Source organism: Klebsiella sp. WP8-S18-ESBL-06 (assembly GCF_014169755.1).
GTDB classification, from domain to species: Bacteria; Pseudomonadota; Gammaproteobacteria; order Enterobacterales; family Enterobacteriaceae; genus Kluyvera; species Kluyvera ascorbata_B.
Genome location: NZ_AP022256.1, coordinates 4,446,081 through 4,458,899 on the forward strand (window position 1 = coordinate 4,446,081; position 12,819 = coordinate 4,458,899).

Sequence of the window (12,819 nt, forward strand, 5' to 3'; positions counted from 1 at the left end):
TGCTTATTCGCTGGTTGGGCATTCCGCCAGGCTCGGCTGGCCGTTCACGCGGCGGCTATAGCGCTCATAGATACTCATCGCCAGCAGCGAGAAGAAGATTGGCCCGCCAATCATCCACAGCGCGCTGCTCCAGTCTCCGGCTTCGATTACCGGCTGAATAACGGTAAACAGGTTCGCAAAGCTCACCACCAGGACCACCACGGTCGTGGCCAGCAGGGTCGACAGCCGGGTTTTGAAAATCACGAACGGGCGTTCGAGATCGGCCCTGGCTTTAAAGAAAGGGAAGGCCAGCGCCAGGAACAGATACGGCAGGGTCATCGAGACATTCGCCATCAGCGTCAGCTTGTTGTAAAACGCCGAGGCAGTATCACCGCCGAACGACACCAGCAGGATGAACAGGCTCACCAGCGCGCACTGCATCCACATCGCCGTTGACGGCATCCCGTTTTCGTTCAGGCGAGTCATGGATGCCGGCCACAGCGCCTTCGGTGTGCCCTGAATAATCGCCTTCAACGGCGAATAGCTCAGCGTAAAGAACGCTCCGGTATAGGCGAGAAACATCGACAGGCCGGTAATACGGGCAAACCATACCCCCACGGCAGCCGCCGCTTCCGGCGGCAGGTTCAGCGCCTGACCCAGCGTTGAGCCAAGGCTGGTCATCAGCACGTAGGTAATGTTGCCAAGGTTCACCGAGCGGTCGCTGAGAATTTGCTGCCAGTTAGTGCTTACGCCCCACAGGAAAATCGCCAGCGAATAGCCAATCGAAATGACGATCGCGGCGAAGACAATGCCTTTTGCGAAGTTCTTTTCCGGTTTATCGGTTTTATCCACCAGCCCGCCAACGGCTTCAATACCGCCGTACGCGAAAATAGCAAACACCACAAACGACAATACCGCCAGACCGGATTGATAGCCCGGGTGAGGTGACGCGGTAAAATTCAGCGGCTGAGCGAACTGGCCGCCGTTTAATAACAAAATCGCGATACTGACGCACAGTAAAACGAGATTCAGGCACATCACGGCAATACCGCCAACGGCGGTAATACGCGCGATTTTATTAATCCCTTTCGCCGCGATCGTGGTCACCAGCACCATCCATACCACCGCCAACAGCCCGACCACCTGCGTCGACTGCAGGCCGGCCATGCTCCAGCGCTGCGTCATATCCGCACCAAACAGGAAGGTTGAAAACGGCACCCACACTTTTGCCGAGGTGCTGACCATCCAGATAACGTACGAAGAGAACCACATAAACGTGCCGATAAAGGCGTAACGCGGCCCGACGCTGTTATTCATCCAGGAATAAATGCCGCCCTCTTCTTTGCGATAGGCGGAGCCCATTTCAGCCATCATTAAGGCAAATGGAATGAAGAATAATAAGGCGGAAAAAATATACCAGGCGATCGCGCTATAGCCCATCAGATAAAACGCTGACGGACTATTAGCGAAACCAAAAACTGAAGTAAATATCATCAGGATGAGGCCCATCAGGCTCATCTTTTTTATTGATTGGGTTGACCTGCCCCCACGATTAGATACAACACTCAGTTAGTAACGTCGGAATCTTCATTCTCAGAATGACCCTTTCTCCAGCCCGCTGCAAATTCAGACGGTGTCTGATAATTCAGCGTGGAGTGCGGGCGGCATTCGTTATAATCCTGCCGCCAGTCATTAATAATTTTCCTAGCATGAACGATATCGCTGAACCAGTGCTCATTCAAACATTCATCGCGAAATCGTCCGTTAAAGCTCTCAATAAATCCGTTCTGCGTTGGCTTGCCCGGCTGGATTAAGCGCAACTCAACACCATGCTCAAAGGCCCATTGATCCAGTGCACGGCAAGTGAACTCCGGCCCCTGGTCAGTTCTTATCGTCGCCGGATAGCCTCGAAACAGTGCAATGCTGTCCAGAATACGCGTGACCTGAACGCCTGAAATCCCAAAGGCAACAGTGACCGTCAGGCATTCCTTTGTGAAATCATCGACGCAGGTAAGACACTTGATCCTGCGACCGGTGGAAAGTGCGTCCATGACGAAATCCATCGACCAGGTCAGATTGGGCGCCGCCGGACGGAGCAGCGGCAGACGTTCTGTTGCCAGCCCTTTACGACGTCTTCTGCGTTTTACGCCCAGGCCACTGAGGTGATAAAGCCGGTACACGCGCTTATGATTAACATGAAGCCCTTCACGGCGCAGCAACTGCCAAATACGACGGTAGCCAAAACGCCTGCGCTCCAGTGCCAGCTCAGTGATGCGCCCTGATAAATGCGCATCAGCAGCCGGACGGTGAGCCTCATAGCGGCAGGTCGACAGGGATAAACCTGTAAGCCTGCAGGCACGACGTTGCGACAGACCGGTCGCATCACACATCAACATCACGGCTTCCCGCTTCTGGTCTGTCGTCAGTACTTTCGCCCAAGAGCCACCTGAAGCGCCTCTTTATCCAGCATGGCTTCGGCAAGCAGCTTCTTGAGTCTGGCGTTCTCTTCCTCAAGCGACTTCAGGCGCTTAACTTCAGGCACCTCCATACCGCCATACTTCTTACGCCAGATGTAAAACGTGGCATCGGAAATGGCATGCTTGCGGCAGAGTTCACGGGCGGGTACCCCAGCTTCGGCTTCGCGGAGAATACTGATGATCTGTTCGTCGGAAAAACGCTTCTTCATGGGGATGTCCTCATGTGGCTTATGAAGACATTACTAACATCGGGGTGTACTAATCAACGGGGAGCAGGTCAGGGTCATGTAACCTTCCCTAACTCTGAATCGTTTTTCCCGTCGACAGGACAGCGCGCTGCGAGCTCGTCAGCGACAAGGCAGCGGAAAATCGACGCGTAGAAATGCGGGCCGGATGATAGCAAACAACCAGACAAATATTGTGGCTAGAAGAGTGGTTTGTGGATATAAAATTGGAAAATGGCGCATTTAGCGCCATTTTATTTTGTAAAAAAGTACAAAATCAGACTTATGCCCGATCGACGCTAAACGCCAGGACTTCGGCCAGGGTTTCAACGCCCAGCGCCAGCATGACCAGACGGTCAACGCCCAGCGCCACGCCGGAGCAGTCAGGCAGGCCAGCCGCCAGCGCGTCCAGCAGGTTTTGATCGATCGGCTGCACCGGCAGGCCGCGCGCGGCGCGCTTACGGTTATCCTGCTCAAAACGCTGCTGCTGTTCGCGGGCATCGGTCAGCTCGTGGAAGCCGTTAGCCAGCTCCATTCCCTTGAAGTAAACCTCAAAACGCTCGGCCACACGGTGATCCTCAGCGCTAATCTGTGCCAGCGATGCCTGGCTCGCCGGGAAGTGGTAGACAAACGTCGGACGCTCTTTGCCGATGTGCGGCTCTACGCCGAAAGCAAACAGCAGTTGCAGCAAGGTATCGCGGTCTTCTTCTGTATCAGCCACGTTGCTCAGGTCGAGCTTCGCCGCGGCTTCACGCAGCTGGGTTTTATCCGCCGATAGCGGGTCAATTTCCAGATGACGCTGGAAGGCCTGCTGATAAGAGAGGCTTTCCGCCGGCTGGCACTCGAGCACCTGCTGCAGCAGATCGTCAACTTCGTTGATCAGTCGATACATATCGAAGTGCGGACGATACCACTCCAGCATCGTAAATTCAGGGTTATGGTGACGGCCCATCTCTTCATTGCGGAAGCTACGGCACAGCTGGAAAACGGGGCCGCATCCTGCTGCCAGCAGGCGCTTCATATGATATTCCGGGCTGGTCATCAGATAGAGGTTCATTCCCTGAGAATGCCCCGGACCGACGAAACGCGTTTCAAACGGGACCAGATGTACGTCAGTCACCGTCGCCTGGCTCATACAGGGCGTTTCCACTTCCAGCACGCCGCGGTCAGCAAAGAAACGACGGATCTCCGTCATCAGTGCCGCACGCTTCAACAGGTTAGAAATGGATGCGCTCGGCTGCCAGGTTGCCGTCTCGCTCATGGTTTTTTCTCCGATTACAGACAAGGGCACGAAGTCTACCCGCAAGCCGCACACGACACAAATATTGCTCAGTAATTTCTCGTCGAGCAGGAAAGAAGATTTTTTTATGTAATTCGAGAACCTAATTCATCAGCTACAGTGATAAATAAACCGCACTTAACGACAAAAAAATCGAACACATCAAATTTCCTTATTAACCCGACGGGTATACTGCCTTACCCATAAAGGAGCAGTGGAAACGTTTTTGCGCAGGCCACGTGATATCCCCCCACGTAGCGTGTTGTGAAATAACAAAAATCTGGAGGAATGTCGTGCAAACCTTTCAAGCCGATCTAGCCATTATAGGCGCAGGCGGAGCGGGACTACGCGCTGCAATCGCAGCCGCTCAGGCCAACCCGAAAGCCAAAATTGCTTTGATATCAAAAATCTATCCTATGCGCAGCCACACGGTTGCTGCTGAAGGCGGGTCCGCTGCCGTCGCACAGGATCATGATAGCTTCGACTACCATTTTCACGACACCGTCGCCGGCGGCGACTGGCTTTGCGAACAGGATGTCGTTGATTACTTCGTTCACCACTGCCCGACAGAAATGACCCAGCTTGAACAGTGGGGCTGTCCGTGGAGCCGTCGTCCCGACGGCAGCGTGAACGTCCGCCGCTTCGGCGGGATGAAGATAGAGCGTACCTGGTTCGCCGCCGATAAAACCGGCTTCCACATGCTGCACACCCTGTTCCAGACCTCCTTACAGTTCCCGCAAATTCAGCGCTTTGACGAACACTTCGTCCTCGACATTCTGGTCGATGACGGTCAGGCCCGTGGCCTGGTCGCGATGAACATGATGGAAGGCACGCTGGTGCAGATTCGCGCCAACGCGGTGGTCATGGCGACCGGCGGCGCAGGCCGCGTGTACCGTTACAACACCAACGGCGGCATCGTCACCGGTGACGGTATGGGCATGGCATTAAGCCACGGCGTACCGCTGCGCGACATGGAATTCGTTCAGTATCACCCGACCGGCCTGCCGGGCTCCGGTATCCTGATGACCGAAGGCTGCCGCGGTGAAGGCGGTATTCTGGTCAACAAGAATGGCTACCGCTATCTGCAGGACTACGGTATGGGCCCGGAAACACCGCTGGGCGAGCCGAAGAACAAATATATGGAGCTGGGTCCGCGCGACAAAGTTTCCCAGGCCTTCTGGCACGAATGGCGCAAAGGCAACACCATCCCAACGCCGCGCGGCGATGTGGTCTATCTCGACCTGCGTCACCTTGGCGAGAAAAAGCTGCTGGAGCGTCTGCCGTTTATCTGCGAGCTGGCGAAAGCCTACGTGGGTGTCGATCCGGTGAAAGAGCCAATTCCGGTACGTCCAACCGCGCACTACACCATGGGCGGCATCGAAACCGATCAGCAGTGCGAAACCCGCATCAAAGGGCTGTTTGCCGTCGGCGAATGTTCCTCCGTGGGTCTGCACGGCGCCAACCGTCTGGGCTCCAACTCGCTGGCGGAGCTGGTGGTGTTTGGCCGCATGGCCGGTGAACAGGCGATGGCCCGCGCGGCCACGGTCGGTGAAGCCAACGGCAGCGCGCTGGACGCGCAGGTCAGCGACATCGAAAACCGCCTGAAAGCGCTGGTGAACCAGGAAGGTAATGAAAACTGGTCGAAAATACGCGACGAAATGGGTCTGTCGATGGAAGAAGGCTGCGGTATCTACCGTACGCCAGAGCTGATGCAGAAAACCATCGATAAACTGGCCGAGCTGCAGGAACGCTTCAAGCGCGTACGCATCACCGACACTTCCAGCGTGTTCAATACCGACCTGCTCTACACCATCGAGCTGGGCCACGGTCTGAACGTTGCCGAATGTATGGCGCATTCCGCCATGGCGCGTAAAGAGTCCCGCGGCGCGCACCAGCGTCTGGACGAAGGCTGCACCGAGCGTGACGACGTTAACTTCCTCAAGCATACCCTCGCCTTCCGCGACGCCGACGGCACCACTCGCCTCGACTACAGCGATGTGAAGATCACGACCCTGCCACCGGCAAAACGCGTGTACGGCGCAGAAGCTGAAGCGGCCGAGAAGAAGGAGACGGCGAATGGCTGAGATGAAGAATTTAAAAATTGAGATTGTGCGCTATAACCCGGAAGTGGACAGCGCACCGCACAGCGCCTTCTATGAAGTGCCTTACGATGAGCAGACCTCGCTGCTCGATGCGCTGGGCTACATCAAAGATAACCTCGCGCCGGACCTGAGCTACCGCTGGTCCTGCCGTATGGCTATCTGCGGCTCCTGCGGCATGATGGTCAACAAGGTGCCGAAGCTCGCCTGTAAAACCTTCCTGCGTGAATACACCAAAGGAATCAAGGTCGAGGCGCTGGCGAACTTCCCTATCGAGCGCGATCTGGTGGTCGACATGACCCACTTCATCGAGAGTCTGGAAGCGATTAAGCCGTACATCATCGGCAACCCGCGCACGCCGGATCAGGGGCCAAACACCCAGACCCCGGCGCAGATGGCGAAGTACCACCAGTTCTCCGGCTGCATCAACTGCGGTCTGTGCTATGCCGCCTGCCCGCAGTTTGGCCTGAATCCAGAGTTCATTGGCCCAGCGGCGATTACCCTGGCGCATCGCTACAACGAAGACAGCCGCGACCACGGCAAGAAGGAACGTATGGCGCAGCTGAACGGCCAGAATGGCGTCTGGACCTGTACCTTCGTCGGCTATTGCTCCGAAGTGTGCCCGAAACACGTCGATCCGGCCGCCGCTATTCAGCAGGGTAAAGTAGAAAGCTCGAAAGACTTTCTTATCGCAACCCTGAAACCACGCTAAGGAGTGCATGATGACGACTAAACGCAAACCCTATGTACGGCCAATGCCGTCCACCTGGTGGAAAAAGCTGCCGTTTTATCGCTTCTATATGCTGCGTGAAGGCACCGCGGTGCCAACGGTGTGGTTCAGCATCGTGCTGATTTACGGCCTGTTTGCGCTTAAGCACGGCGCCGAAAGCTGGGCCGGCTACGTCGGTTTTCTGCAAAACCCGATCGTGGTTGTGCTGAACTTGATTACCCTGGCCGCCGCGCTGCTGCATACTAAAACCTGGTTTGAGCTGGCGCCTAAAGCCGCCAATATCATCGTGAAAGGCGAAAAAATGGGGCCGGAGCCAATTATCAAGGGGCTCTGGGTGGTGACCGCGGTGGTCAGCGTGGTGATTCTGTTTATCGCCCTGTTCTGGTAAGGAGACTGGCATGATTAACCCTAATCCAAAACGTTCCGATGAGCCGGTATTCTGGGGCCTGTTCGGCGCGGGCGGTATGTGGAGCGCAATTGTCGCACCGGTCATGGTGCTGCTGGTGGGCATTCTGCTGCCGCTGATGGCCTCTGGCGACGCCTTCACCTATGAACGCGTGTACGCGTTCGCGCATAGCCTGATTGGCCGCGCGTTTCTGTTCCTGATGATTGTTCTGCCGCTGTGGTGCGGTTTACACCGTATTCACCACGCAATGCACGACCTGAAAATCCATGTGCCGAACGGTAAGTTGGTATTCTACGGTCTGGCGGCCATTCTGACGGTCGTTACGCTGGTCGGCGTACTGTTTATTTAACCCATTGGCGCTGTGCGGGGCTTGTAGGCCGGATAAGCGCAGCGCCATCAGGCACGCAGAGCACATTGCCGGATGGCGGCTACGCCTTATCCGGCCTACATGGCCCCTCTCTCCGGGGCCTGTTGATTGTTAATGTGCACTCATCTTCAGGCCAATAATTCCCAGCACAATCAACGCGAGGCTCGCAATGCGCATTGGGCTGGCGGATTCGCCTAACAGCAAAATGCCGGTAATCGCCGCACCCACCGCGCCAATCCCCGTCCACACCGCATAGGCAGTCCCCACCGGCAGGCTTTTCATTGCCCACGATAGCAACGCCATGCTGGCAATCATCGCCACAGCGGTGATAACGCTTGGTACCAGGCGGCTAAAACCATGGGTGTATTTGAGGCCAACGGCCCAGACGACTTCGAGAAGGCCGGCAATAAACAGAATTAGCCAAGGCATAACAGGCTCCATAATCATGGGGCCGTCCCCGGATGCGATACGCTTACGGGTCGTCCCGCAAGGTGTTGAAATGAAATGCCGTCAGTATAGGTGACAAAAAACGACGGTACAACAGAGCGCCATACCGTCGGTCCGGATTTATTGCTGCGCTTTCGTCGCTGCCCCTGAAATCGCGCTACCGCCGTCCGAAATATCCTGCCCAATACCGCGTGTGGTATTACAGGCCGTGAGTACAGAGGAAAGCGCCAGAACTGTAAAAAACGCTGCAATCGCTTTTTTCACCATAATGTCATCCTTTGTGTCAGTTATCGTTATCTTGCTTCATAAGCATAGACAACTTCATACAGGATGCGGGATCTCGGCGATTTTTTTCAGACGAAGACGAAGCGGGTGGGAGCAAATCAGAAGGTAGGCTGGCGCAGCATCGCTGCTGCGCCGAACGGATCAACGCACGAATTATTTCACGCGGGATACGTATTCGCCGGAGCGAGTATCCACTTTGATCACTTCGCCAATCTGAACGAACAGCGGAACTTTAACCACAGCGCCAGTGGACAGGGTTGCCGGCTTGCCGCCAGTACCTGCGGTGTCGCCTTTCAGACCTGGATCGGTTTCCACGATTTCCAGCTCAACGAAGTTCGGCGGGGTCACGGCGATCGGCTGGCCGTTCCACAGGGTGACGATGCACTCAGCCTGATCCAGCAGCCATTTCGCGTTGTCACCGATCGCTTTCGCATCAGCAGACAGCTGTTCGAAGGTTTCGTTGTTCATGAAGTGCCAGAACTCACCGTCGTTGTACAGGTAAGTCAGGTTCATATCCACTACGTCAGCGCCTTCAGCGGAGTCAGTAGACTTGAAGGTTTTCTCTACGCGAGTGCCGGTCAGCAGGCGGCGCAGCTTAACGCGTGCGAATGCCTGACCTTTACCCGGTTTAACGAATTCACTGGCTTCGACCGCGTACGGTTCGCCGTCCATCATGATTTTAAGACCAGCACGAAAATCGTTGCTATAGTAAGTCGCCATAAGGCCCTCTGAAATTGTTAAATGGTAGCTAAGCCACAAAATGGCGCATATTGTAACCCTAAATACCCCATCCAGAGAAGATTGGTTGATGCAACTTGCCGATGTTCTCACCGATCCGGATGAACTATTCCGTCTGTTGAATATAGACGCCGATGAAAATTTGCTCGCAGGCCGTGACGCTAAGCGCCTTTTCGCCCTGCGCGTTCCGCGCGCATTCGTGGCGCGAATGGAGAAAGGCAACCCGAACGATCCTCTTTTACGTCAGGTACTTACCTCGCAGGAAGAGTTTATCGCTGCACCGGGATTCTCCACCGATCCGCTGGAAGAACAGCACAGCGTTGTGCCCGGTTTACTGCACAAGTACCACAACCGCGCGCTGCTGCTGGTGAAAGGCGGCTGTGCGGTAAATTGTCGCTATTGTTTCCGCCGCCACTTCCCGTATGCCGAAAACCAGGGCAATAAGCGTAACTGGCAGGCGGCGCTCGACTACGTAAGCGCACATCCGGAGCTCGATGAAATCATCTTCTCCGGCGGCGACCCGCTGATGGCCAAAGACCACGAACTGGACTGGCTGCTTAGCCAGCTGGAGTCTATCCCGCACATTAAGCGCCTGCGCATCCACAGCCGTTTGCCGATCGTTATCCCAGCGCGCATTACCGATACGCTGGTCGCTCGCTTCGAGCAATCCTCACTGCAAATTCTGCTGGTGAACCACATCAATCACGCCAATGAGATTGACGCAACGTTTTGCCAGGCGATGTCACGCCTGCGCCGCGCTGGCGTCACGCTGCTCAACCAGAGCGTGCTGCTGCGCGGCGTGAACGATAATGCGCAAACGCTGGCGAACCTTAGCAACGCGCTGTTTGATGCCGGCGTCATGCCGTATTACCTGCACGTGCTGGATAAAGTTCAGGGCGCGGCCCACTTCCTCGTCAGCGACGATGAGGCGCGGGAAATTATGCGGGAACTGTTGACGCTGGTATCCGGCTATATGGTGCCGAAGCTGGCGCGTGAAATCGGCGGGGAACCGAGTAAGACGCCGCTGGATCTTCAGCTGCGTCAACGGTAAGCGACCCAGGGCAGGCAGCGGCCTGCCCTGGGCCAGAATCCGTTCGCTGGATAAACAAGACGCTATCCGGCAAAAGCAATCAGTTCGGGCATTTATAAACCTGGCCGTTCATTTCGCTGTCGGTCGGCACAAAGCTCGAGAGCATACCCTGCGTTGGGCTGCTGACGCCGTAAATGACGTTGCCGCCCATTTCGGCCGCGTGGTTACGCAGTGCATTGGCCGCACCGCGCATGGAGCCGCCTTCGGCGCCCTGCTGGCCGGAAAGCCAGTTGCTCTGCGCGCCGTTAGCCGTCCCCAACAGCTGGCACTCAGCGCCCGGTTTGTCTTCAACAAAGCGAACATTCTGCCCCGATGCGGTCAGCTCGGTCGTAGAGCTACAGCCCGCAAGCAGCAGCGCTGCGCCGACAATCCCTGCTAAATATTTTACCTGCATGTTATTCCCCATAATCAATGAGCTGGACGCATGTCGTCCGTGTGTAAACCTTATACTAAAAAGATGACCAAAAGAAAAACCCCCGAGCATTTCTGCCCGGGGGTTTCTTATTTCTATGGGGTATAGCGCACGATTACATCATGCCGCCCATACCGCCCATGCCGCCCATACCGCCAGCAGCACCTAAATCAGGCGCGTCGCCTTTCGGCAGGTCGGTCACCATGCACTCGGTGGTGATCATCAGGCCCGCAACGGAAGCCGCGTACTGCAGAGCAGAACGGGTCACTTTGGTTGGGTCCAGGATACCGAAGTCGATCATGTTGCCGTATTCTTCGGTCGCCGCGTTGTAACCGTAGTTACCTTCACCGGCTTTCACCGCGTTAGCCACAACAGACGGTTCTTCACCGGCGTTCAGGACGATCTGACGCAGCGGTGCTTCCATTGCGCGCAGCGCAACTTTGATACCGACGTTCTGATCTTCGTTCTGAGCGGTCAGGCCAGACAGTTTCGCTGCAACGCGAACCAGGGCAACACCACCACCGGCAACCACACCTTCTTCTACCGCAGCACGGGTCGCGTGCAGGGCATCGTCAACGCGTGCTTTTTTCTCTTTCATTTCAACTTCGGTAGCAGCACCGACTTTGATAACGGCAACGCCGCCAGCCAGTTTCGCTACGCGTTCCTGCAGTTTTTCGCGGTCGTAGTCAGAAGTGGCTTCTTCAATCTGTTTGCGGATCTGAGCAACACGGCCCTGAATTGCCGCTTCTTCACCCACGCCATCGATGATGGTGGTGGTGTCTTTGTTGATCACAACGCGTTTAGCCTGGCCCAGGTCTTCCAGGGTCGCTTTTTCCAGCTCCATACCGATCTCTTCAGAGATAACGGTACCGCCGGTCAGGGTAGCGATATCCTGCAGCATCGCTTTACGACGGTCGCCGAAGCCAGGAGCTTTAACAGCAGCGACTTTCACGATACCGCGCATGGTGTTGACCACCAGAGTAGCCAGCGCTTCGCCTTCAACGTCTTCAGCGATAATAACCAGCGGTTTGCCTGCTTTCGCAACGGCTTCCAGAACCGGCAGCATTTCGCGGATGTTAGATACTTTTTTGTCAGCCAGCAGGATGAACGGGCTTTCCAGCTCAACAGCACCGGTTTCCGGCTTGTTGATGAAGTACGGGGACAGGTAGCCACGGTCGAACTGCATACCTTCAACCACGTCCAGTTCGTCTTCCAGACCGGTACCGTCTTCAACGGTGATCACGCCTTCTTTACCGACTTTATCCATCGCTTCAGCGATCAGTTTACCTACGGTTTCGTCGGAGTTAGCGGAAATGGTACCAACCTGAGCAATCGCTTTAGAGTCGGAGCACGGTACGGACAGCGCTTTCAGTTCTTCAACGGCAGCAGCGACAGCTTTGTCGATACCACGTTTCAGATCCATCGGGTTCATGCCCGCAGCAACGGCTTTCAGACCTTCAGTGATGATGGACTGAGCCAGTACGGTTGCGGTGGTGGTACCGTCGCCTGCAGCGTCGTTCGCTTTAGAGGCAACTTCTTTCACCATCTGTGCGCCCATGTTTTCGAACTTGTCTTCCAGCTCGATTTCACGTGCTACGGATACGCCGTCTTTCGTGATGGTCGGCGCGCCGAAGGATTTGTCCAGAACAACGTTACGGCCTTTCGGGCCCAGGGTCACTTTAACTGCATCTGCCAGTACGTTAACGCCGCGCAGCATTTTTACACGTGCGTCGTTACCAAATTTTACGTCTTTAGCTGCCATTTCTTCTATTCCTCAAATTCGTTCGCGCGTTTCTTACGCTTCAACAATTGCCAGGATGTCGCTTTCAGACATGATCAACACTTCTTCATTGTCGATCTTCTCAGATTTAACGCCGTAGCCATCGTTGAAAATCACGATGTCACCAACTTTAACGTCCAGCGGCTGCACGGTCCCGTTTTCCAGGATGCGGCCCTTACCGACAGCGATGATTTCGCCACGAGTTGATTTTGCTGCCGCAGAACCGGTCAGGACGATGCCGCCAGCAGATTTAGTTTCAACTTCTTTGCGTTTGACGATCACACGATCATGTAACGGACGAATACTCATTGATAGCTCTCCTTCGAGAAAGTCATTATCAGTTATGGGTGACGCCGGGCCACGTAGGGTTTTCCGGCTAGTGCCAGAGAGATGGGGATGGTTATTTTGGCCTTCAAGGGGGCACCCTAAAAAAAATTTTTCGCACGCCGTTAATCGCGATAAATCGCTGAAATAGCGGCTGAGAACAGCACAATGACGCGGGGCCA

Annotated in this window: 14 protein-coding genes; 5 read left to right on the forward strand and 9 right to left on the reverse strand. The window is 55.5% G+C overall.

Annotated features, from left to right (window positions below; genetic code table 11):
- Positions 1-3: 3 nt before the first annotated feature.
- The 3 genes from yjeM to epmA form a co-directional block, all read right to left on the reverse strand.
- On the reverse strand, positions 4-1,548 hold the full coding sequence (gene yjeM, locus H7R76_RS21355; protein WP_227673990.1) for a glutamate/gamma-aminobutyrate family transporter YjeM: 1,545 nt from the start codon (positions 1,546-1,548) through the stop codon (positions 4-6).
- A protein-coding gene (locus H7R76_RS21360) for an IS3-like element ISSen4 family transposase (protein WP_096147877.1) occupies positions 1,545-2,665 on the reverse strand; the annotation gives its coding sequence in 2 pieces (ribosomal slippage) (positions 1,545-2,407 and positions 2,407-2,665; 1,122 coding nt in all). Before H7R76_RS21360 ends, yjeM begins: the two co-directional genes overlap by 4 nt.
- Positions 2,666-2,963: 298 nt before the next feature.
- Entirely contained in the window at positions 2,964-3,941 is a 978-nt protein-coding gene (gene epmA, locus H7R76_RS21365; RefSeq protein ID WP_106927428.1) for an elongation factor P--(R)-beta-lysine ligase, read from the reverse strand.
- Between the two features lie 311 nt (positions 3,942-4,252).
- Here epmA and frdA point away from each other — a divergent pair, with 311 nt between their 5' ends.
- Genes frdA through frdD form a run of 4 tightly spaced genes read left to right on the forward strand, consistent with a single transcriptional unit; the run spans position 4,253 to position 7,543 of the window.
- Positions 4,253-6,043 (forward strand): fumarate reductase (quinol) flavoprotein subunit, encoded by a 1,791-nt coding sequence (frdA, locus tag H7R76_RS21370; RefSeq protein ID WP_182966419.1) that lies wholly within the window; start codon positions 4,253-4,255, stop codon positions 6,041-6,043.
- Positions 6,036-6,770, forward strand: a complete 735-nt coding sequence (gene frdB, locus H7R76_RS21375; protein ID WP_106927425.1) for a fumarate reductase iron-sulfur protein — start codon at positions 6,036-6,038, stop codon at positions 6,768-6,770. The genes frdA and frdB overlap by 8 nt, the downstream gene beginning before the upstream one ends.
- 10 nt (positions 6,771-6,780) lie before the next feature.
- Complete coding sequence (gene frdC, locus H7R76_RS21380; protein ID WP_106927423.1) at positions 6,781-7,176, forward strand: fumarate reductase subunit FrdC; 396 nt, start codon at positions 6,781-6,783, stop codon at positions 7,174-7,176.
- Between the two features lie 10 nt (positions 7,177-7,186).
- Positions 7,187-7,543: a fumarate reductase subunit FrdD gene (gene frdD / locus H7R76_RS21385; protein WP_182966421.1), complete on the forward strand. Its 357-nt coding sequence runs from the start codon at positions 7,187-7,189 to the stop codon at positions 7,541-7,543.
- A 129-nt stretch (positions 7,544-7,672) separates the two neighbouring features.
- Here frdD and sugE read toward each other — a convergent pair whose 3' ends face one another.
- From sugE to efp, 3 genes are all read right to left on the reverse strand, one after another.
- Entirely contained in the window at positions 7,673-7,990 is a 318-nt protein-coding gene (sugE, locus tag H7R76_RS21390; protein ID WP_106927419.1) for a quaternary ammonium compound efflux SMR transporter SugE, read from the reverse strand.
- A 138-nt stretch (positions 7,991-8,128) separates the two neighbouring features.
- Positions 8,129-8,275 (reverse strand): lipoprotein toxin entericidin B, encoded by a 147-nt coding sequence (gene ecnB / locus H7R76_RS21395; protein WP_106927417.1) that lies wholly within the window; start codon positions 8,273-8,275, stop codon positions 8,129-8,131.
- Between the two features lie 171 nt (positions 8,276-8,446).
- Positions 8,447-9,013: an elongation factor P gene (efp, locus tag H7R76_RS21400; RefSeq protein ID WP_003855940.1), complete on the reverse strand. Its 567-nt coding sequence runs from the start codon at positions 9,011-9,013 to the stop codon at positions 8,447-8,449.
- 40 nt (positions 9,014-9,053) lie between these two features.
- Between efp and epmB the strand changes: the two genes are divergently transcribed.
- Positions 9,054-10,082 (forward strand): EF-P beta-lysylation protein EpmB, encoded by a 1,029-nt coding sequence (gene epmB, locus H7R76_RS21405; RefSeq protein WP_106927415.1) that lies wholly within the window; start codon positions 9,054-9,056, stop codon positions 10,080-10,082.
- 79 nt (positions 10,083-10,161) lie between these two features.
- On the opposite strand, the gene H7R76_RS21410 is transcribed toward epmB, so the two are convergent.
- The 3 genes from H7R76_RS21410 to H7R76_RS21420 all read right to left on the reverse strand — a co-directional run bounded on the left by H7R76_RS21410 (position 10,162) and on the right by H7R76_RS21420 (position 12,622).
- Positions 10,162-10,515, reverse strand: a complete 354-nt coding sequence (locus tag H7R76_RS21410; RefSeq protein ID WP_106927413.1) for a DUF4156 domain-containing protein — start codon at positions 10,513-10,515, stop codon at positions 10,162-10,164.
- A gap of 133 nt (positions 10,516-10,648) precedes the next feature.
- Complete coding sequence (groL, locus tag H7R76_RS21415; protein ID WP_106927411.1) at positions 10,649-12,295, reverse strand: chaperonin GroEL; 1,647 nt, start codon at positions 12,293-12,295, stop codon at positions 10,649-10,651.
- Positions 12,296-12,328: 33 nt separating this feature from the next.
- Positions 12,329-12,622, reverse strand: a complete 294-nt coding sequence (locus H7R76_RS21420; protein ID WP_003855929.1) for a co-chaperone GroES — start codon at positions 12,620-12,622, stop codon at positions 12,329-12,331.
- Between the last annotated feature and the right edge of the window lie 197 nt (positions 12,623-12,819).

What these genes read in the sequence shown, in the direction of transcription:
- H7R76_RS21420 (WP_003855929.1), bottom strand. Translation starts at nt 12,622, where the DNA reads ATGAGTATTCGTCCGTTACATGATCGTGTGATCGTCAAACGCAAAGAA.
- ecnB (WP_106927417.1), bottom strand. Translation starts at nt 8,275, where the DNA reads ATGGTGAAAAAAGCGATTGCAGCGTTTTTTACAGTTCTGGCGCTTTCC.
- groL (WP_106927411.1), bottom strand. Translation starts at nt 12,295, where the DNA reads ATGGCAGCTAAAGACGTAAAATTTGGTAACGACGCACGTGTAAAAATG.
- sugE (WP_106927419.1), bottom strand. Translation starts at nt 7,990, where the DNA reads ATGCCTTGGCTAATTCTGTTTATTGCCGGCCTTCTCGAAGTCGTCTGG.
- epmB (WP_106927415.1), top strand. Translation starts at nt 9,054, where the DNA reads ATGGCGCATATTGTAACCCTAAATACCCCATCCAGAGAAGATTGGTTG.
- H7R76_RS21410 (WP_106927413.1), bottom strand. Translation starts at nt 10,515, where the DNA reads ATGCAGGTAAAATATTTAGCAGGGATTGTCGGCGCAGCGCTGCTGCTT.
- epmA (WP_106927428.1), bottom strand. Translation starts at nt 3,941, where the DNA reads ATGAGCGAGACGGCAACCTGGCAGCCGAGCGCATCCATTTCTAACCTG.
- efp (WP_003855940.1), bottom strand. Translation starts at nt 9,013, where the DNA reads ATGGCGACTTACTATAGCAACGATTTTCGTGCTGGTCTTAAAATCATG.
- frdD (WP_182966421.1), top strand. Translation starts at nt 7,187, where the DNA reads ATGATTAACCCTAATCCAAAACGTTCCGATGAGCCGGTATTCTGGGGC.
- frdC (WP_106927423.1), top strand. Translation starts at nt 6,781, where the DNA reads ATGACGACTAAACGCAAACCCTATGTACGGCCAATGCCGTCCACCTGG.
- frdB (WP_106927425.1), top strand. Translation starts at nt 6,036, where the DNA reads ATGGCTGAGATGAAGAATTTAAAAATTGAGATTGTGCGCTATAACCCG.